This is a genomic window from Aeromonas sp. s7(2024) (assembly GCF_040907825.1).
Classification (GTDB): Bacteria; Pseudomonadota; Gammaproteobacteria; order Enterobacterales; family Aeromonadaceae; genus Aeromonas; species Aeromonas veronii.
This window is the reverse complement of sequence record NZ_JBFOCM010000041.1, coordinates 193,990-212,897: the sequence shown is the minus strand read 5'-3', so window position 1 is coordinate 212,897 and position 18,908 is coordinate 193,990. Positions and strand designations below refer to the sequence as shown.

General features: G+C 58.9%; 17 protein-coding genes and 1 pseudogene. 15 read left to right on the top strand and 3 right to left on the bottom strand.

Annotated features, from left to right (window positions below; all coding sequences use genetic code 11):
* Positions 1-27 precede the first annotated feature (27 nt).
* A pseudogene (gene glk / locus AB5Y73_RS20790) lies at positions 28-999 on the bottom strand (glucokinase); the annotation flags it as partial.
* Positions 1,000-1,346: 347 nt separating this feature from the next.
* Here glk and AB5Y73_RS20785 point away from each other — a divergent pair.
* The 3 genes from AB5Y73_RS20785 to AB5Y73_RS20775 all read left to right on the top strand — a co-directional run bounded on the left by AB5Y73_RS20785 (position 1,347) and on the right by AB5Y73_RS20775 (position 4,803).
* On the top strand, positions 1,347-2,201 hold the full coding sequence (locus tag AB5Y73_RS20785; protein WP_005334759.1) for a MurR/RpiR family transcriptional regulator: 855 nt from the start codon (positions 1,347-1,349) through the stop codon (positions 2,199-2,201).
* 163 nt (positions 2,202-2,364) lie between these two features.
* Positions 2,365-3,804, top strand: a complete 1,440-nt coding sequence (pyk, locus tag AB5Y73_RS20780; RefSeq protein ID WP_005362071.1) for a pyruvate kinase — start codon at positions 2,365-2,367, stop codon at positions 3,802-3,804.
* Between the two features lie 213 nt (positions 3,805-4,017).
* Complete coding sequence (locus AB5Y73_RS20775) at positions 4,018-4,803, top strand: hypothetical protein (RefSeq protein WP_107683663.1); 786 nt, start codon at positions 4,018-4,020, stop codon at positions 4,801-4,803.
* A 91-nt stretch (positions 4,804-4,894) separates the two neighbouring features.
* On the opposite strand, the gene AB5Y73_RS20770 is transcribed toward AB5Y73_RS20775, so the two are convergent.
* Together AB5Y73_RS20770 and AB5Y73_RS20765 are read right to left on the bottom strand one after the other, a co-directional pair.
* Positions 4,895-6,646: an amidohydrolase gene (locus tag AB5Y73_RS20770; protein ID WP_107683664.1), complete on the bottom strand. Its 1,752-nt coding sequence runs from the start codon at positions 6,644-6,646 to the stop codon at positions 4,895-4,897.
* A 66-nt stretch (positions 6,647-6,712) separates the two neighbouring features.
* Positions 6,713-7,624 carry a GyrI-like domain-containing protein gene (locus tag AB5Y73_RS20765; RefSeq protein ID WP_179085046.1) on the bottom strand — a complete coding sequence of 304 codons (912 nt, stop codon included), beginning with the start codon at positions 7,622-7,624 and terminating at the stop codon, positions 6,713-6,715.
* Between the two features lie 154 nt (positions 7,625-7,778).
* Here AB5Y73_RS20765 and fliE point away from each other — a divergent pair, with 154 nt between their 5' ends.
* The 12 genes from fliE (at position 7,779) to fliP (ending at position 18,893) form a co-directional block, all read left to right on the top strand.
* On the top strand, positions 7,779-8,096 hold the full coding sequence (gene fliE, locus AB5Y73_RS20760; RefSeq protein ID WP_005353687.1) for a flagellar hook-basal body complex protein FliE: 318 nt from the start codon (positions 7,779-7,781) through the stop codon (positions 8,094-8,096).
* Positions 8,097-8,158: 62 nt separating this feature from the next.
* Positions 8,159-9,868 carry a flagellar basal-body MS-ring/collar protein FliF gene (fliF, locus tag AB5Y73_RS20755; protein ID WP_181294891.1) on the top strand — a complete coding sequence of 570 codons (1,710 nt, stop codon included), beginning with the start codon at positions 8,159-8,161 and terminating at the stop codon, positions 9,866-9,868.
* Positions 9,861-10,922, top strand: a complete 1,062-nt coding sequence (fliG, locus tag AB5Y73_RS20750) for a flagellar motor switch protein FliG (protein ID WP_005334749.1) — start codon at positions 9,861-9,863, stop codon at positions 10,920-10,922. Before fliF ends, fliG begins: the two co-directional genes overlap by 8 nt.
* Before the next feature lie 68 nt (positions 10,923-10,990).
* Entirely contained in the window at positions 10,991-11,815 is an 825-nt protein-coding gene (gene fliH, locus AB5Y73_RS20745; RefSeq protein ID WP_107683665.1) for a flagellar assembly protein FliH, read from the top strand.
* Positions 11,816-11,867: 52 nt separating this feature from the next.
* Positions 11,868-13,199, top strand: coding sequence for a flagellar protein export ATPase FliI (fliI, locus tag AB5Y73_RS20740; RefSeq protein ID WP_005334747.1), 1,332 nt, complete (start codon positions 11,868-11,870; stop codon positions 13,197-13,199).
* A 27-nt stretch (positions 13,200-13,226) separates the two neighbouring features.
* Positions 13,227-13,667 (top strand): flagellar export protein FliJ, encoded by a 441-nt coding sequence (gene fliJ, locus AB5Y73_RS20735; protein ID WP_005334746.1) that lies wholly within the window; start codon positions 13,227-13,229, stop codon positions 13,665-13,667.
* A 67-nt stretch (positions 13,668-13,734) separates the two neighbouring features.
* On the top strand, positions 13,735-15,663 hold the full coding sequence (locus AB5Y73_RS20730) for a flagellar hook-length control protein FliK (protein ID WP_279499440.1): 1,929 nt from the start codon (positions 13,735-13,737) through the stop codon (positions 15,661-15,663).
* Between the two features lie 57 nt (positions 15,664-15,720).
* Positions 15,721-16,236: a flagellar basal body-associated protein FliL gene (fliL, locus tag AB5Y73_RS20725; protein WP_042054463.1), complete on the top strand. Its 516-nt coding sequence runs from the start codon at positions 15,721-15,723 to the stop codon at positions 16,234-16,236.
* 7 nt (positions 16,237-16,243) lie between these two features.
* Complete coding sequence (gene fliM / locus AB5Y73_RS20720; RefSeq protein ID WP_005334736.1) at positions 16,244-17,314, top strand: flagellar motor switch protein FliM; 1,071 nt, start codon at positions 16,244-16,246, stop codon at positions 17,312-17,314.
* A 49-nt stretch (positions 17,315-17,363) separates the two neighbouring features.
* Positions 17,364-17,756: a flagellar motor switch protein FliN gene (fliN, locus tag AB5Y73_RS20715; RefSeq protein ID WP_005298791.1), complete on the top strand. Its 393-nt coding sequence runs from the start codon at positions 17,364-17,366 to the stop codon at positions 17,754-17,756.
* Entirely contained in the window at positions 17,753-18,133 is a 381-nt protein-coding gene (fliO, locus tag AB5Y73_RS20710) for a flagellar biosynthetic protein FliO (protein WP_107683668.1), read from the top strand. Before fliN ends, fliO begins: the two co-directional genes overlap by 4 nt.
* Complete coding sequence (gene fliP / locus AB5Y73_RS20705) at positions 18,120-18,893, top strand: flagellar type III secretion system pore protein FliP (protein WP_075114865.1); 774 nt, start codon at positions 18,120-18,122, stop codon at positions 18,891-18,893. Before fliO ends, fliP begins: the two co-directional genes overlap by 14 nt.
* Positions 18,894-18,908 lie beyond the last annotated feature (15 nt).

The following is an 18,908-nucleotide window of genomic DNA, read 5'->3' as shown; positions in this document are numbered from 1 at the left end:
ATGATCCCGCCTCGTTCCCCTCTTTAATCAGATAGTGATCCCCATCGACTGGCGCAAGTAAGCGCCCGCACCGAGTAGCCCCGGCCCTTCATGGGTGATTAGGAACACCGGGATCTCCTTGAGGTAGGACTTGAAGCGCCCCTTGTCTTCAAAGGCGACCCGGAAACCGGAACCGGTAAAGAACTCCTGGAAGCGCGGCACTATGCCGCCTGCGATATAGACGCCGCCAAAGGTACCCATATTGAGGGCCAGATTGCCGGCAAAGCGGCCCATCAGCACGCAGAACAGGCTCAGGGTGCGACGGCAATCGAGGCACTCCCCAGCCAGTGCGCGCTCGGTAATGTCTTTGGGGGCGAATGGCTCAGGCTCACGGCCATCGGATTTCACCAGCCCGCGATAGAGATTGACCAGACCCGGGCCGGAGAGGAAACGCTCTGCCGAGACATGGCCCAATTCGCCTCGCATTACTTGCAGCACTGCATCTTCCTCTTCGGTGTTGGCAGCAAAATCCACATGACCACCTTCACCCGGCAGGCTCAGCCACTGCTCACCCGCCTTGACCAGATGGGCGACCCCAAGGCCGGTGCCCGCACCATAGATGGCGATGGGCTTGCCCGCTACCGGCGCGGCGCCGCCAAGCTGGATGCGATCCGATTCAGCCAATACCGGCACCGCCATCGAGACCGCAGTAAAGTCGTTGATCACTTGCAGGCGTGCCAGCCCGAGATTGCTCTGCATCTCGCTGATGGAGAACTCCCAGCTGTGGTTGGTCATGGCAACCCAGTCACCGTTGATGGGGCAGGCGATGGCAATGCAGGCTTCAGCTACCTGAACCTTGTGTTCTTCCAGATAGAGGCGTACCACGGCTTCAAGGCTGGGATGGGCCAGACCTGAGTAGGTCTTTGCCTGAGAGATAGTACCGGTGGCCAGCTCACACAGGGCCAGACGCGCATTGGTGCCGCCGACATCGCCGACCAGCGCATGGGTATGCTGCATAACAACTCCTTCGTTACAGGATGGGGACGACTCTGGTGTCCCGAGATTATTGTTGGATTATGACGGCCCATTCTATCCGAGCTCAGGCTTGCTCACTCGCCGGATCGATACAAACGTGCGCCTGCTCACAGTGTTGTTGCTTTGCAACATTTGTAAGCGCTTTCATGGCTAGGTGACGTTTTGTAACGAAAAGTACGAAATAATTAGAGATGAGTCATACTTTGTATGGCAGGCGTTAGTTGCGATAACCGCTTGTCTTGTATAGTCCTTAGCTTGAATGGAAACTTGCTTAGCCGTAGATTGAGTGCAAAGACACTGAAGCTAAATTACAAAAACGCCTGGTGGTGATGATGAATACCCTTGATAAAATTACGAACAACTTGGAAAGTTTCAGTAAATCAGAACGCAAGGTTGCCGAGGTGATCCTGGCGTCTCCCCAGACCGCCATCCACTCCAGCATCGCTGCTCTGGCCAAGATGGCCGACGTCAGTGAACCGACCGTCAACCGCTTTTGCCGCCGTCTCGATACCAAGGGCTTTCCTGATTTCAAACTCCATCTGGCCCAGAGCCTGGCCAATGGCACCCCTTACGTAAATCGTCATGTGGAAGCGGAAGATGGGCCCGATACCTACACCGCCAAGATTTTCGAATCCACCATGGCCTGTCTGGATGCCGCCAAAAACAGCCTGGATATCTCTGCCATCAACCGCTGCGTCGATATCCTGACCCAGTCCAAGAAGATCAGCTTCTTTGGCCTTGGCGCCTCCTCCGCCGTTGCCCGCGATGCCCAGAACAAATTCTTTCGCTTCAACATTCCGGTAGTGAGCTTTGACGATATCGTCATGATGCGCATGAGCTGCATCAACAGCAGCGAAGGGGATGTGGTGGTACTTATTTCCCACACCGGCCGCACCAAGGCGTTGGTCGAAATCGCCGCGCTGGCCCGCGAGAACGACGCCACCGTGATCGGCATGACCGCCAAGGACTCCCCTCTGGCCCGCGAGTGCAATCTGGTGCTCTCCATGGATGTGCCGGAAGATACCGATGTCTATATGCCGATGGCATCCCGCATCGCCCAGCTGGCGCTGGTGGATGTGCTGGCGACCGGTTTTACCCTGCGCCGGGGGATGAAATTTCGCGAAAATCTGAAGAAAGTGAAAGAGGGATTGCGCGAATCCCGCTTCGAAACCCCGCACTCTTCCTGAACCGTCGGGGGCTCCGGCCCCCGACTGTCTATGCCACCCGCCTTGGTGTAGTATTGTAATTTAATAACAAAAACCACCCAGATGGTTTGTAAACGGGTGCATCGAGCCATGGGCTTGATGGGGCAGAATCTCAAGTCATATCAACTTCATATTGGAGTCTTTCATGCCTAGACGTACAAAGATTGTAACCACACTCGGTCCGGCTACCGACCGCGAAGGGATCCTCGAAGGGATCATCCGCGCCGGGGCCGACATGGTGCGGATGAACTTCTCTCACGGCACTGCTGAAGACCATATCCTGCGCGCCAATCAGGTGCGTGACATTGCTGCCAAGCTCGGTCGTCACGTCGCCATCATGGGTGATCTGCAAGGCCCGAAAATCCGTGTTTCCACTTTCAAGGATGGCAAAATTTATCTGGCCATCGGTGACAAGTTTATTCTCGACGCTGCACTCGGCAAGGGTGAAGGTTGTCAGGAGCAGGTCGGTATCGACTACAAGAGCCTGCCAGACGATGTGGTACAGGGCGACATCCTGCTGCTGGACGATGGCCGTGTGCAACTGAAGGTCGAGCAGGTTGAAGGTACCCGCATTCACACCACGGTGACCGTGGCCGGGCCGCTCTCCAACAACAAGGGCATCAACAAGAAAGGGGGCGGTCTCTCCGCTCCGGCCCTGACCGAGAAGGACAAGGAAGACATCAAGACTGCTGCCCGCATGAATGTGGACTATCTGGCTGTCTCCTTCCCGCGCTGTGGCGATGATCTGCGCTACGCCCGCGAGTTGGCCCGCGAAGCCGGTTCCAATGCCAAGATCGTGGCCAAGGTTGAGCGCGCCGAAACAGTCGCCACCGATGAGGCGATGGAAGACATCATCCTCGGATCCGATGCTGTGATGGTCGCCCGTGGCGATCTGGGTGTCGAGATCGGTGACCCCGAGCTGGTTGGTGTACAGAAGAAGCTGATCCGCCACTCCCGTCGTCTGAACCGCGTCGTGATCACCGCGACCCAGATGATGGAATCGATGATCAACGCGCCGCTGCCGACTCGTGCAGAAGTTATGGACGTGGCCAACGCTGTGCTGGATGGTACCGATGCGGTGATGCTCTCCGCCGAGACTGCCGCCGGTCAGTTCCCCATCGAGACCGTGACCTCCATGGCAAGCGTCTGTGTCGGTGCCGAAAAGCACCCGAGCCTGAACGTCTCCAACCACCGCATGAGCTACACCTTCACTTCCGTTGAAGAAGCTGTAGCCATGTCCACCATGTATGCGGCCAACCACCTGGAAGGGGTGAAGGCGATCGTGGCACTGACCGAGTCCGGCACCACGCCGCTGCTGATGTCCCGTATCAGCTCCGGTCTGCCGATTTTCGCCATGTCTCCCCACAACAAGACCCTGGCCTGGACCAATCTCTACCGTGGCGTCACCCCAGTGATGTTTGACGGTGACGAGACCAAACCGGTCTACGAAGTGTGCCGCGATGCGCTGGCCGTGCTCAAAGAGAAGGGGCTGCTGCAAAGCGGTGACATGGTGCTGCTGACTCACGGTGACAAGATGGAAACCGTGGGTAGTACCAACACCTGCAAGGTGATGATGGTCGAATAAGCCCGTCCGGTTTTACTGTGCTTAACAAGGCTGCTCCTCTTTGATGAGCAGCCTTTTTGTTAACTGCTGTCGGGCTGTGGCGGGATAAACAGGACTCAATGATTGCTTAACTGGATTCCCCTTCCGATAATGCGGGAGTGATTTTCAGCGGGTAGCCTGTTGTAGGTGATCGTCCCAGGTAACCCAGACACTCGACAATACGGGAGTGAAAAGATGAACAAGCGTAACTGGTTGCTGGCCTTGTCACTGAGTCTGGCCTTCTCACCCTGTTATGCCGACTGGGCCAAGCTCAAGGCCGCAGCGTCCGATCTGGGAGCGGCAGTGAGCGAGACCAGCAAGGAGGTGTGGCAGGATGTCAGCGATTTCTCCAAGAAGAGCTGGGCCTCCATCTCGGCCTGGGGAGAAGAGGCGTTCAATACCGCCGGGGTCTGGACCGACAAGAGCATCGCGACCGGCAAGGAGTGGCTGAAGGCGGCCGACAAGGAGCTCAACGAGATGCTCAACCCCAAGACGGCGAAAGAGGCGAGGATCGCGCTCAATACCATGGCCGACACTGCACTGATCCGGTTGTTCAACGAGCAGCCATCAGCCAAGTTGTTGTTTGACAAGGCTTATGGTTATGCAGTGTTCGATTCGCGCAAGTTCTCCCTGATGCTGCATACCAATCAGGGGGCCGGGGTGGCAGTCAATCGCAAAACCGGCAAGCACACCTATATGAAGATGTTTGGTGCGGGTCTGGCGGCCGGGATTGGCGGCAAGTTCTATCAGCAGGTGATCCTGTTTGAAAACAAGGCCAGATTCGATGCCTTCGTGACCCAGGGGTGGGAGGCTACCTCCGAAGTGGGCGTGGTGGCAGGCAAGGAGAGCGCCGAACTGACCGCCAAATACAATGGCGGCATGGCCATCTACCAGATTGGTGAGAAGGGCCTGCTGCTCGATGCCAATATCTCCGGCTCCAAGTACTGGATTGACAAGGACTTGACTGAAACGAGCCGCTAATCCCGCCATTATCGGTTGCTCACTGCACGCCATGCGCTTGTCGTGATCTTGCCAACAGGCCCGTAGTGCGGGCCTGTTTGTTCTCTTGGTGTCAGTGGGCTGAATAGACCTGCTTGCCCTTGAACATGGTCCAGAGCACCTTGGTCTCCTTGAGCTCTTCGCTTGCTACCTGTTCCAGATTGCGATCCAGCAAGATCAGGTCAGCACTCTTGCCCGCGCTGATGGAGCCAATCTCTTTCTCCCGTCCAATTACCTTGGCGGCGCTGAGGGTATAGGCCTGCAAGATGGCCTGACGGCTGATCTGCTCGCTGGCGGGGGGCAGCAAGCCAAGCTCACCTTGGCGGGTGATCGCGGTATACATGGCGAGGAAAGGGTTGGGGCTGGAGACCGGCCAGTCACTGGCGCCGGCGATAATGGCGCCGCTTTGCAGCAAGCTGCCTGCCGGATAGAGGCGGGCTAGCAGTGCCGGGGGCACTTTTCCTTCAAGCAGCAGTGTGGTCGCCACGTTTTTCCCGGCCCACAAGAGTTGCATCGATGCGGCCACATTGAGCGGTTTGAAACGGGCAATGCTGGCCGGGCTCACCACCTCCAGATGGGTGATGCTGTGCAGCAAGCGGTGATCCCGATTGTGGGCCCGGGCATAGGCGATGGCATCAAGGGATTCACGGACGGCCCGATCGCCGATGGCATGAAAGTGAGCGATAAGTTGATGGGCATCCGCGGTGCGGATCAGCTCGTTGAAACGCTGCTTGTCCAGATCGTCCTTGCCGCTGTAACCGGGACGGTTGAGGTAGGGCTCGCTCAACTTGGCGGTCTGGGATGGATACTCGATGACACCATCTTGCAGGATCTTGATCCCCACCAGTTTCACGTCCGGGGCATCTTGAAACTGCTGTTGCAGCGCCAATACGTCATCAATGATGGCGGGTGATGCGTGGATCCCCACCAGTGCCAGTGCGGATACATGTCCGGTCAGTTTGCCTTCCCGGGAGAGCATGCTGTACGCCGGCAGCAGGCCGGTATCGCGGCGATCCGGCTCGGCGTTGAAGATGGGCGCCAGGGGGCGAATGTTGCTGATAGGGTCCATCCAGGCGGTAATGCCCACCTGATTGAGTTGTTTGGCGGCGGTCATGATGGCACTGGCAATCGTCTCGTCGCTGACGGGGGGCAGGGCCTTGAGGATGGCATCCCAGCCGCCTTCCGAGGCAAAGCCATTGAGCTTGCCGGATGGGGTGAGGCCAAAATTGCCTTTCAGCGGAGCATAACGACCGTCAAGGGTGTCGGCATCAATGCCAGCCTTGCGCAGCATGGCCTGATTGGCCCAACCGGTGTGGGCATCCGAACCGGCCAGCACTACCGGGATCTGCCGGTATTGCGGGCCATTGAACACCTGATCGAGCAGGGGAAGCTGATGCCAGTAGTCGAGGGAGACATTGCTGTATAGCTCTACATCGCCCAGTGTCAGGCGGGGATCATCCTTGCTGCGGGTCAGAAATTGCTGCACCTGCTCAACCTCACTCATGGCATCAGGAAAGTTAACCGTCATCCCCTGAAAACCGGCAAATGCCGCATGAACATGGCTGTCGATGAGCCCCGGCATCAGGTACTTTCCTTTCAGATCAAGGCGCTTGGCATGGTTGCCTAGGCGGGCGCTGACCTCCTGATAGCTGCCGACTGCCACGATCTTTTTACCTTCAATGCCGACCGCTTCCGGGTTAGGGTTCGCCGGATCACCACTGTAGATGGTGCCGCCAAAGATCAGTGTCTGGCTCTGTGACTGGGCATTGGCGGCAGCGGGAAGCGTTACCAGCAGGCTGGCGAGAAACAGCGTTTTGATATTCATGGGCATGACTCCGTCGCTTCGGTGCCCGAAGGCACCGAAGTGGGTAAATGGAAATGAGGTATCGGCTTATCGGTTGATCAGCGGGATACAGATATCAAACACGTAATGATCCCGGTCGGAGTCCGTGCCTGCGTGGTATTGCTCGTAACACGGGCGATCGTCGCAGTTCAGCCCTTGACCCACTACCCAGCGAAACGCCGTCTCCCAGCAGGCAACCAGTTGATCGCCGCGAGCGATAAACTGACAAACCGCATAGGGGCCCGCTGCGATGGTCTGGGTGGTTAACTGGCGCCCTGCGGGGATCTCTGGCCCCAGCTCGATGCAGACGTCAGTACGGCAACGGGTCTCATCGGTGATATCGGGGATATCCCAATAGAGACTCAGGGTTCCCGCTGGTGTCATCGCCTCGTCTGAGGCGAACAGCGCGAGTAAATCCCGATGAGCTTGCTCGCAGGTCTCCTTGCCATAGGGGCCCAGGCGGCGCATGTACGCCACGCGCCGGGCGGGCATCAGCCTGACGCTTGCCCCCTGCAACAGACCCGGGTGTTCGGTGACCGGGTGCATGACCAGGCCATCATAGGTGTCAAAGGGAAGGGGATCGTTTCCAATCTTGCTTTTCCAGTTTCCCCCCTGCTGCTGGCGGTATTCCGAGGGGCTCATGGCGAAGTGCAGGCGAAAGGCCTTGGCGAAATTCTGCGAGCTGGAGAACCCGGCGGCCAGTGCGAGGGTGGTGATGTCGCTCTGGGGGGAGGCGAGCAAGCGACGAGCAGCGCGTTCCATACGCAGGCGCCGGGTAAATCCGGCAATGGTTTCGCCGACCATCGTCTTGAAAATACGGTGGAAGTGGAAGGTGGAGATGGCCGCCGCCGCTGCGACCTCATCCAGGCCCGGATTGTCATCCAGATGGTGGCTGATGTAGTCCATCGCCTTGAACACGGGTTTGCGATAATCCAGAGCGGACTCCTTGCCAGCCAGCAAAAGTGGGCGTCAGAGTCGGATTTAATCAGAGCCACCTGCCGTTGTCGAACCCGTCCGGCCTGGTCTGGCCACTCATCCTCGTCGCATTTTTAACGCATTGGCACTCTAATTGCTTGTTGCATGCCAGCGTCAATGATTTGTCTGGGGATGGAAAATGGAAATTAGTGCAAGCAGCCTGATGCAAGAGATGCAGGCGCTCAAGATCGAAGCAGGCGCAACGCCGCTGGCACAACCCGGTCGTCAGGTAACCTCCGACTTTGGTCTGCTGCTGCAACAGGCGCTTGGCAACGTCAACGAGCTGCAAGGCGCCGCCAATGATCTGCGTACCCGTTTCGACATGGGCGACAAGTCGGTGGATCTGGCCGAGGTGATGATCGCGGGCCAAAAATCGTCCATCGCCTTTGAAGCCACGGTACAGGTGCGCAACAAGATGGTCGATGCCTACAAGACCATCATGAACATGCCGGTATAAGCGACGCCAATAAACCATGACGACTGAACATCATGAACATGTCAGCAATAAGGACATAAATCGTGGCTACTGACCAAAACGGCGATCTGCTGATAAACGATGAGGGCACCGCCGCCCTCGATGAAAATGAGCAGAAGAGTTCGGCGCTGGGCTTCCTGTCCAATACCGATGTGCTGCGGCAAATCACCCTGATCCTGGGGCTTGCCATCTGTCTGGCCATTGCGGTGTTTATCCTGCTGTGGGGCAAGGAGCCGGATATGCGTCCCCTCGGCACCTACACCACCCAGGAGCTGGTGAAGACTCTCGACTTCCTCGATCAGCAGAAGATCCCCTATCAGGTGGATGGCAAGAGCGTGCTGGTCAACGCCGAAAGCTACCCCACTATCCAGCTGGCCCTGACCCGTGCCGGTCTTGCCAATGCCACCGATAGCAACATCGGTGGTGAAGATATCCTGCTGAAAGATTCCAGTTTCGGCGTCAGCCAGCGGATGGAGAGCGAACGTCTGAAGCTGAGCCGCGAGCGCCAGCTGGCGAGCGCCATCGAACAGTTCCAGAATGTGGCCAAGGCCCAGGTGCTGCTGGCTATCCCGAAAGACAACGTGTTTGCCCGCAACGAACGCAAACCCAGTGCCACCGTGGTGCTCAACCTGAAAGGGGCGGCGCTGGGGCAGGGGGAGGTGGACTCCATCGTCGATATGGTTGCCTCTGCCGTGCACGGTCTCGAGCCGACCCGCGTCACCGTCACCGACCAGAATGGCCGCCTGCTCAACTCCGGCTCGCAAGACCCAATCTCGGCCCAGACTCGCAAAGAGTTTGCCATGCAGCAGAAGCAGGAGCTGGAGTACAAACAAAAAATTGACGCCATCCTGATCCCGGTGCTGGGGGCCGACAACTATACGGCGGAAGTGGATCTCTCCCTCGACTTCTCCCAGCAGGAGCAGACCCGCAAGACTTACAACCCTGACTTGCCTGCAGTGCGCTCCGAGATGACCATGGAAGAGAACAGCGCCAGCGGTAGCAACGGTGGTGTGCCTGGTGCACTCTCCAACCAGCCCCCTGCAGCCTCCAATATTCCCGAGGAGGCGACCGGTGGTGATGGTGCCAGCGCTGCTGCTTCGGGCCGCTCCCGCAAAGAGGCGACCCGCAACTTCGAGCTGGATACCACCGTCAGCCATACCCGTCGCCAGATGGGAGGCATTCGCCGCATGACCGTCTCGGTTGCCGTGGATTACAAAGCGGTACCCGGTGCCGACGGGGCTGTGACCCGTGAGGCGCGCACCCAGGCAGAACTCGATACATTGCGCCGTTTGCTGAGCGGTGGCCTTGGCTTTGATGTGACCCGTGGTGATACCCTTGAGGTGGTCGCGATTCCGTTCAATCGCCCAGAGCTGGATACCGTGGCCGAGGTGCCGCTCTACGATCAGCCCTGGTTCTGGCGTGCTGTGCGGATTGCCGCCTCGGTACTGGTGATCATCGTCTTGATCGTCACCGTGGTTCGCCCCATGCTCAAGCGACTGCTCTATCCGGATGCCAAACCGGAAGGGGAAGTGGATTTCGATAACCACACCGTACTGGGTGGCGACGACGAGTTGAGTCTGCTGTCAGCGCAAGTCGAGAACGATCAGGTATTTGGTGTACGCGATGGTCAGCTGAAACTGCCGGATCTGCACCGTGACGAAGACTTGCTCAAGGCGGTACGTGCGCTGGTGGCGAACGAGCCGGACCTGGCCGCTCAGGTCATTAAAGAATGGGTAACGAACAAAGATGCCTGAAGAAAAGAAGAGTCAAGTCACCGGCAATGACATCACTGACAGTCAGCGCCAGATCCTCGACCAGATGTCGGGGATGGAGATGGCTGCGGTGCTGATGCTCAGCCTCAATGAAGAGGATGCCGCCCAGATCTTCCGTCATCTCGAGCCCAAGCAGGTGCAGCGGCTCGGTATGTCGATGGCCTCCATGTCTGACTTCAGTCACGATCGGGTGGCGGCGGTGCACCGTCAATTCATCGACGATATCCAGAAGTACACCAACATCGGTATCGGCAGCGAAGACTTCGTGCGCAAGGCATTGGTGGCGGCCCTTGGCGAGGACAAGGCGAGCAACCTGGTGGACCAGATCATTCTCGGTTCCGGCGCCCGTGGCCTCGATTCGCTCAAGTGGATGGATGCCCGTCAGGTGGCCAGCATCATCCAGAACGAACACCCGCAGATCCAGACTATCGTGCTCTCCTATCTGGAGCCGGAGCAGTCCGCCGAGATCCTGAGCCAGTTCCCGGAGCAGGTGCGCCTCGATCTGGTGATGCGTATCGCCAACCTCGAAGAGGTACAACCGGCGGCACTGCAAGAGTTGAACGACATCATGGAGAAACAGTTTGCCGGTGCGGCCGGTGCCCAGGCAGCCAAGATGGGCGGCCTGAAGGCAGCCGCCAACATCATGAACTACCTGGATACCAATATCGAAGGCCAGCTGATGGACTCCATCCGCGAGTCGGACGAAGAGATGAGCCAGCAGATCCAGGATTTGATGTTCGTGTTCGAGAACCTCATCGATGTGGACGATCGCGGCATCCAGACCATGCTGCGGGAAGTGCCGGGGGATCTGCTGCAACGCGCCCTCAAGGGCTCCGACGATCAGATGCGCGAGAAGATCTTCAAGAACATGTCCAAACGGGCGGCCGAAATGCTGGCAGACGATCTGGAGGCCATGGGGCCGATCCGGGTCTCCGAAGTGGAAGCTGCCCAGAAAGAGATCCTCTCCATCGCCCGTCGTCTGGCGGATGCCGGCGAAATCATGCTGGGTGCCGGTGGCGGCGAGGAGTTCCTCTAAGCCATGGCCCATAAACAGAACCGCGATGCTAAGCCCGCATCAGGCAGTGGTGAGGAGCCGCGCAAAGCATGAACAACAAACTGCGTGGTTATGTGCGCCCTGAGGGTGATGATGCCCGGGTTGAGACCTGGGGCTGGCCCGAGATGGAGGTCGAGGTAGAGGCGGGAGCGCCTACCAATGCCCTCGGCCTGGCCCCTGACTGGTATCAGCAGGAAGAGGAGATGGTGGAGCCGGAGCCCGAACAGGAGCCGACCCCCAGCATCACCGCCGAAGAGCTTGAAGCGATCCGTCAGGCCGCCTGGGAAGAGGGAATGGCTGAGGGGCGCGAGTCCGGTTATGCCAAGGGTATGGAAGAGGGCAAGCTGGAAGGATTGCAACAGGGCCACTCTGCCGGTCTCGAACAGGGGCGCGAGGAGGGACTGGCCATGGGCCGCGAGCTGGTGGAGCAGGAGATTGCCCACTGGCAGGGGCTCGCCGCGCGCCTTGCCAATCCGCTTAACGAGCTGGATCAGGCGGTGGAGCAGCAGCTGGTCTCGCTGGTGATGCAACTGGCTCGTGCGCTGATTCGTCACGAAGCGGAGACCTCCCCCCGCATTTTGCTGGAGGCGCTTAAAGAGGGGCTGGCCTTGCTGCCCGCCGCCGAACAGGGGGTGACCCTGATGCTGCATCCCGACGATATAGCGCGAATCGAACAGGCATTTGGCGCCGACGAGTGCGCCAAGCGCCACTGGCGATTGCAGAGCGATCCCACCCTCTCCCCCGGCGATCTGCAACTGGCTACCGAGCTCTCCAGCATCGATTTGACCCTCTCCGCGCGCATCGATCAGTTGCTGCGCAACTTCTTGCGGGACAATGCGTCGCAGAAACCGGCTTCGCAGGACTCACGCCCATAACCAATGCCGGACGTTGCCGTCCGGCTGCACTTTTTAGCTCTCAGGAGGCCAGATGAGCGGCTCGCTACTGAACCGGTTGCAAGGGTACAAGGTACGCGACAGCGCCCCCAAACCGCCGGTCGCCGGCAAATTGACCCGGGTGGTGGGGCTGACCCTCGAAGCCATTGGCTGCCGCGCCGCCATTGGTGCTCTCTGTCGCATCGATACCCTTGATGGGACGCTGGAGGCTGAGGTGGTCGGTTTTTCTGGCGATCGCCTCTATCTGATGCCGAGCGAGCAGCTCAAGGGGGTGATCCCCGGTGCCCGGGTGGTGCCCATCACCGAAGAGCACGGCATTCCGGTTGGTATGAACCTGCTTGGTCGGGTCATCGACGGCATCGGCCAGCCACTCGATGGCCTCGGCCCCATTCTCTCCTCCCAGACCGTGCAGTTTGCCCAACACCGCATCAACCCGCTCTCTCGCCGCCCGATCCATCAGCCGATGGACGTGGGGGTGCGCGCCATCAATGCCGTGCTGACGGTGGGGCAGGGCCAGCGGATGGGGCTGTTTGCCGGTTCCGGTGTCGGTAAATCGGTGCTGCTTGGCATGATGACTCGCGGCTCGGTGGCGGATGTGGTGGTGGTCGGCCTCATCGGTGAACGGGGTCGGGAGGTGAAAGAGTTTATCGAAGACATTCTGGGAGAGGAGGGGCGTGCCCGCTCCGTGGTGGTAGCGGCTCCCGCCGATGCCTCGCCGCTGATGCGGCTAAAGGGGTGTGAAACGGCGCTGGCCATCGCCGAGTATTTCCGCGATCAGGGGCTTAATGTGCTGCTCTTGATGGATTCACTGACCCGTTATGCCCAGGCCCAGCGTGAGATCGCGCTGGCGGTGGGCGAGCCGCCAGCGACCAAGGGTTATCCTCCCTCGGTATTTGCCAAATTACCGGCGCTGGTGGAGCGGGCGGGTAACGGCAGTGACGGCCAGGGCTCCATCACGGCATTCTTCACCGTACTGACCGAGGGGGATGACCTGCAAGATCCCATTGCCGATGCGGCGCGGGCGATCCTCGATGGCCATATAGTGTTGTCGCGTGAGCTGGCCGATGCGGGCCACTATCCGGCTATCGATATCGAGAAGTCCATCAGCCGGGTTATGCCCATGGTCACCTCGCCGGAACATATGGATCTGGCGCGCACCCTCAAGCAGTTCTACTCCCTCTATCAGCAGAACCGGGATCTCATCACCATCGGCGCTTACAGTCAGGGTTCCGATCCGCGCATCGACCGCGCCATCATTCAAAAACCCTATCTGGATCAGTTCTTGCAGCAGGGGATGCGTGAGGTCATTCACTACGATGATGGCCTGCAAGCCTTGCAGATGGTGGCGATGCCATTGATGCGCTGATAATGGTCGGTAACAGAGAGGTCGACGATGAGTAAAGGGTTGGTATTGTTGGCCGACCGGCTGGTGGAGGCGGAGCAGCAGTGTGCGCTGGCGCTGGTGAAGGCGCAGCAGGATCTCAAGCTGTTCATGGATCAGCAAAATGCCCTCAACCAGTACCGCCAGATCTATCACCAGCAGTGGACCGATCGCGGCCTGCAGGGGATTTCACCCCAGCAAAACACCCAGTATCACGCCTTTATAAACAAGCTCGAACAGGCAGCGACCCAGCAGTACGAAGGGGTGTTGCAGGTGCGTCAGGCGCTGGAACAGCGCCGTGAAGAGTGGCTGGCGGCCCAGCAGCGGCGCAAGGCGGTTGAGCTGTTGCTGGAGAAGCAGGCGAGTCGCGAGCAGCAGAAAGCCCAGCGTCAGGAGCAGAAGATGCTGGATGAGTACGCCATGTTGCGGCGCTTTCATCAATCTGGCCTGTAACTTGCTTTGATCTGGACATTGTCGGCGGCCATCTCTTTGGGGGCCACCAGAATTCAGGGATCCCATCATGATGCAGACACTGTTGACACAAACGCCTTCGGCTCCGGCCAACGGGTTGGACAAAGCGCCTCTGAGCGGTTCCGTCGAGAGCAAAAGCATCGATGGGGGAACCGGCAGCGACAGCAAGGGGGATTTCGCCACCCTGATTGCCAAAGCCCGGAACAGCGAACAGGGCGCCGCCGAGGCCACTCAGGGCGGTAACCATGTCCGATCAGCCAAATCTTTGGCGACCGAGAGCGCCTCCCCCAAAGAGGAGACCTGCAAGGAGCAGGATCCTGACGCCGACAACAAGGTGGGTGAGGTCCCTGCCACCGACTTTCTGCTCCGTCTGCAAGACTCCCTCAAGCTCGATACCTCGCTAGTGACTCCCCAGCTGGCGGTGGCGGCCCAACAGCGCGCCACTGCGGTAGACGGCAATCCGTTGCCGCAAGAGGGTGAGCTGGAGGGGACTGCGCTTGATGAAAGCGAGCAGACTCCTGCCGCTGCCAGAATTGTCCAACAGCTTGCCGGTCAGACCGGGGCGCAGTCGCCGCTGGCGACGACCGCCAATTCGACTCTTGATACCACGGTATCGTCCTCAGCGGCGCGAGTGGTGGCTAAGGGCGATGCCTCTGCTGCCGTTCTCTCATCTGAAGGTGAAGATGCCGCCACTACTGCGGATGGGCAGGCCGGGAAGAAAGCCTCTGCCAAGGGCGAGACCCTCGGGGCAGATGGCCAGCACACCAAGCCCCTCACGGGGGCCGAGCGAATGGCCCAGCTGGCCAAGGTGCTGCCGGTCGATGAGTCGGCAAGCACTGCCAAATCCGCTGAGTCACTCGCTGCAAAAGAGGCTGGCGACAGCAAATCCGATCTCGCCGCCAGCAATGCTTTGACTAACAAGGGGCAGGCGACGCAAGCCGCGACTCAGGGGGCCGCGCTCAAGGCCTTCAATGAGGGGCTCAAGCAGCCTGAGGCGGGTGCTGCAACCACTTCAGCAGCTGCGGATGGAAGTGGGGTAGCTGGCAAGGGGGCAGAAAAGAGTGCCGCCGAGGGTAGCCAGCAGCCAGCCACCGCCGCCAATCAAGGTTCCGCGCCCGTGACGACGGCGCAGAGTGCCGCAGAAAGTGCCGCAGCCCAGAGCAGAGTGACGGCAAATGCGACGGCTCAGAGCGATAGCGCTGCCGCCCCCGTGATGGTGGCGCCGCAGCAGGTGTTGGCACAGGCTGAATCTCAGGGGCCGCAAGCACCGCTGTCGACTATTTCAGCCGGCATCAAGCAGATGGAAGTGACCGGCACTGACGAGGTGCGTAAAGCGGTTTCGCTTGAGGTAAAACCGAAGGCCGGTGAGGCGGAGAAGAGCTTGGTTGCGACGACATCTAGCAGTGAGAGCAGCCCGAGCCAGACCGTTCAGCATGGCCAGAACAGCCAGACTCAGCCACAGGTAGCCGATAGCCGGGCGCCCGCCGCTGAGACGACGCTGCGCCGTGAGCCGCAGAATTTACCCCATTTGAAACTGGCCAGTCAGGAAGCGCCTGCCGAATTGCACCAGAAGGTCAATGTGATGCTGGCCGAGAAACTGCAACAGGCGGAAATTCAGCTCGACCCCCTCGGCCTTGGCAAGATGAAGATCCAGATCCAGATGGGAGCTGACAGCCAGGCCAACGTCCATTTTGTGGTACAACACGGACAGACCCGCGAGATGCTGGAGCAGGCGATGCCCCGGCTGCGTGACATGCTGGCAGGGCAGGGGATCCAGCTTGGCCAGACGCAGGTGCAGCAGCAGTCGCAGCAACAGCAGCAACAGGGCCAGCCCACCTTTAACGGGCAGGGTCAGCAGGGTCAGAGTAGTGGTCAGCCGCGGTCCGGTAACGGGCTGGTTGAAGGGGAACTCACCACTTCCAACCCCAGTTTGCTGGTGGAATCGACAAACGGTTCCGGAATTGATTTCTATGCTTGATGCAATCCCGAGTAAGTTTATGATATCGAACAAGTTTGAGACTAGGGTGGACAAGGGATGGCTGACGATAACGAGTTGACGCTAAAAGACCCGGCTGCGGGCAAGAAAAAGAAGCTGATCATTATCATTGCCCTGGCGGTAATTTTGCTGGGCGGTGGTGGTGTTGGCGCCTTCCTGATGCTCTCCGGCTCCGATAAACCGCCCGCTGAAGCGGCGGAAGGTGCCGAGGCCGCCCCCAAAGAGGAAGCGCCTAAACCTTCCCTCTATGTCGGTATGCCGCGCCCCTTTGTCTTCAACGTCGCAGGTGCCCAGCGAGATCGACTGGTGCAGATCAAGATCCAGCTGATGGTGCGAGGTACCGCCGACGAGACGCTGGCCAAACAGAATATCCCCCTGATTGAAGGCACCTTGCTGCGGGTATTCAGCGCAGCCAGTGCCGAACAGCTGATGACCTTTGAAGGCAAGGAGAAGCTGCGCAAGGATTCACTGGAAGAGTGCCGTCGGGTGCTCAAGGACCTGGTCTCTTCCCCCGTTATCGAACAAGTGCTGTTTACCGGCTTTGTAATGCAGTAGGTGAAGCGTGAGCGATCTGTTAAGTCAGGACGAAATTGATGCCCTCTTGCACGGTGTCGATGATGTCGAAGAGGAAGAGATAGGCGGCGCTGGAGACCCCGGTGTAGCCCAGTTTGACTTCTCCTCCCAGGACCGCATCGTCCGTGGTCGCATGCCGACGCTGGAGTTGGTGAATGAACGTTTCGCCCGCCATATGCGGATCAGTCTGTTCAACATGATGCGTCGTACCGCCGAGGTCTCCATCAACGGCGTGCAGATGCTCAAGTTTGGCGAGTATGTTCATACCCTGTTTGTGCCGACCAGTCTCAACATGGTGCGGTTCCGCCCGCTCAAGGGGACGGCACTCATCACCATGGAGGCCCGACTGGTCTTCATTCTGGTGGAGAACTTCTTCGGTGGCGATGGCCGTTATCACGCCAAGATTGAAGGGCGCGAATTTACCCCGACCGAACGGCGCATTATCCAGATGCTGCTCAAACTGGTGTTTGAGGATTACAAGGATGCTTGGGCGCCAGTGATGGATGTGGGGTTCGAGTATCTCGACTCCGAAGTGAACCCGGCGATGGCCAACATCGTCAGCCCGACCGAGGTGATCGTGGTCAGCTCGTTCCACATTGAGCTCGATGGTGGCGGCGGTGACTTCCACGTGGCGATGCCTTATTCCATGCTGGAACCGATCCGCGAGCTGCTGGACGCCGGTGTGCAGAGTGACAAGGGGGATACCGACGTACGCTGGAGCAAGGCGCTGCGTGACGAGATCATGGACGTCAAGGTGGAGCTGCGCGCCAAGCTGCTGGAGACCGAACTCACCCTGCGTGAGCTGATGGAGCTGCGACCCGGCGATATCATTCCGGTCGATATGCCGGAAAATTTGCTGGTTTTTGTCGAGGACTTGCCCACTTTCCACGCCAAGATGGGTCGCACCAAGGATAATGTGGCGCTCAAGATCACCGACAAGCTCAAACGTCCTGAAGGGGTCAAGACGGAGATGCATCTGGTGACCCGGGGTGGGGTACGAATTGATGGTGAGGCCGAGCTGGAAGAGCTCGAGCGCAGTATCGAAGATCAACAGCGATAATTGACGGTTTATTACGGTAAACGGTCACTAAGTAGCATAAGGAAACAAGATGAGCGGAACTGAGGAAGAGGATCTGATGGCTGATGCCTGGGCTGCGGCTCTGGAGGAGCAGGTGACGGCGGAAGCCAAGCCAGCCCCGCTGGAAGAGTTGAAAGATGATGCCCCCATCAGTGCCGAGGAGCGTCGCAAGCTCGACACCATTCTCGATATTCCGGTCACTATCGCCATGGAGGTGGGCCGCAGCCAGATCAGCATTCGCAACCTGTTGCAGCTGAACCAGGGCTCGGTGGTGGAGCTGGATCGGGTTGCTGGTGAGCCGCTGGATGTATTGGTCAACGGTACCCTGATCGCTCACGGCGAGGTGGTGGTGGTGAACGACAAGTTCGGTATCCGCCTGACTGACGTCATCAGCCAGATTGAACGGATCAAGAAGCTCAAATGATGCGCCTCCTGTTGTTATTGCTGCCTGTTCCGGCCTTTGCCGAGCCAGCGGCATCTGCCAACGTGCCTAGTCTGAGCTCCTGGTTGCTCTCCAGTCTGATGGTGATCGGTCTCATTCTGGTGCTGGGCTTTCTGCTCAAGAAGAGCAAGCTGGCAACCGCCATGGGGGGCGGCCAGATGCGGGTCATCGCCTCGTTGCCGGTGGGTTACAAAGAGAAGCTGCTGGTGGTCAAGGTGGGCGAACAGCAACTGCTGGTCGGCGTAACACCGCAGCAGGTCAACTTTCTCTACCGGCTGGAGGAGCCGCTGGATGAAAACCAGCCACAGGCGTTTTCCCAGCAGCTTGGCAAATTGATGGGCAAGCATGAAAAAAGCTAACGGCTTATGGCTGAAAACGGGGCTGCTGGTCAGCCTGCTGATACCACTGTTTTGCTCCTGGCCAGCGCTGGCACAGGACGCCATGTCGGCGGTGACCGTCAAGACCATGGGGGATGGCTCTCAGGAGTACAGCCTGACCCTGCAAGTGCTGGCGCTGATGACCGCGCTCTCCTTCTTGCCCGCCATGGTGATCATGATGACCTCGTTTACCCGCATTATCATTGTGCTGGGCATCTTGCGTCAGGCGATCGGTCTGCAGCAGAGTCCCTCCAACCAGGTGTTGATTGGTATTGCACTGTTCATGTCGTTTTTCATCATGTCGCCGGTACTGGATCGTATCAATGATGAGGCATTGCAGCCCTACCTGGCCGAGACCATTCAGGCAAAGGATGCGCTGGAGCGGGCCGAGTTGCCCATCCATCAGTTCATGCTGGCCCAGACCCGGATCAAGGATCTCAACACCTTTATGGAGATCGCCAACGTGCAGGTGGAGAAACCTGCCGATGTGCCGCTACGGGTGCTGATCCCGGCGTTTGTCACCAGCGAGCTGAAAACCGCCTTCCAGATTGGTTTTATGCTGTTCCTGCCGTTCCTGGTCATCGATCTGGTGGTCGCCAGTATTCTGATGGCGATGGGGATGATGATGCTCTCGCCGATGATCGTTTCGCTGCCTTTCAAGCTGATGCTGTTCGTGATGGTGGATGGCTGGAACCTCATTCTGGGGTCGTTGGCCAACAGTTTCGGACTGGGTGCCGGTTAGTCGGTCGAGTGCAAG

Coding starts and splice junctions, on each gene's coding strand:
- AB5Y73_RS20785 (WP_005334759.1), top strand. CDS start 1,347: ATGAATACCCTTGATAAAATTACGAACAACTTGGAAAGTTTCAGTAAA.
- pyk (WP_005362071.1), top strand. CDS start 2,365: ATGCCTAGACGTACAAAGATTGTAACCACACTCGGTCCGGCTACCGAC.
- AB5Y73_RS20775 (WP_107683663.1), top strand. CDS start 4,018: ATGAACAAGCGTAACTGGTTGCTGGCCTTGTCACTGAGTCTGGCCTTC.
- AB5Y73_RS20770 (WP_107683664.1), bottom strand. CDS start 6,646: ATGAATATCAAAACGCTGTTTCTCGCCAGCCTGCTGGTAACGCTTCCC.
- fliE (WP_005353687.1), top strand. CDS start 7,779: ATGGAAATTAGTGCAAGCAGCCTGATGCAAGAGATGCAGGCGCTCAAG.
- fliG (WP_005334749.1), top strand. CDS start 9,861: ATGCCTGAAGAAAAGAAGAGTCAAGTCACCGGCAATGACATCACTGAC.
- fliH (WP_107683665.1), top strand. CDS start 10,991: ATGAACAACAAACTGCGTGGTTATGTGCGCCCTGAGGGTGATGATGCC.
- fliI (WP_005334747.1), top strand. CDS start 11,868: ATGAGCGGCTCGCTACTGAACCGGTTGCAAGGGTACAAGGTACGCGAC.
- fliJ (WP_005334746.1), top strand. CDS start 13,227: ATGAGTAAAGGGTTGGTATTGTTGGCCGACCGGCTGGTGGAGGCGGAG.
- AB5Y73_RS20730 (WP_279499440.1), top strand. CDS start 13,735: ATGATGCAGACACTGTTGACACAAACGCCTTCGGCTCCGGCCAACGGG.
- fliL (WP_042054463.1), top strand. CDS start 15,721: ATGGCTGACGATAACGAGTTGACGCTAAAAGACCCGGCTGCGGGCAAG.
- fliN (WP_005298791.1), top strand. CDS start 17,364: ATGAGCGGAACTGAGGAAGAGGATCTGATGGCTGATGCCTGGGCTGCG.
- fliO (WP_107683668.1), top strand. CDS start 17,753: ATGATGCGCCTCCTGTTGTTATTGCTGCCTGTTCCGGCCTTTGCCGAG.
- fliP (WP_075114865.1), top strand. CDS start 18,120: ATGAAAAAAGCTAACGGCTTATGGCTGAAAACGGGGCTGCTGGTCAGC.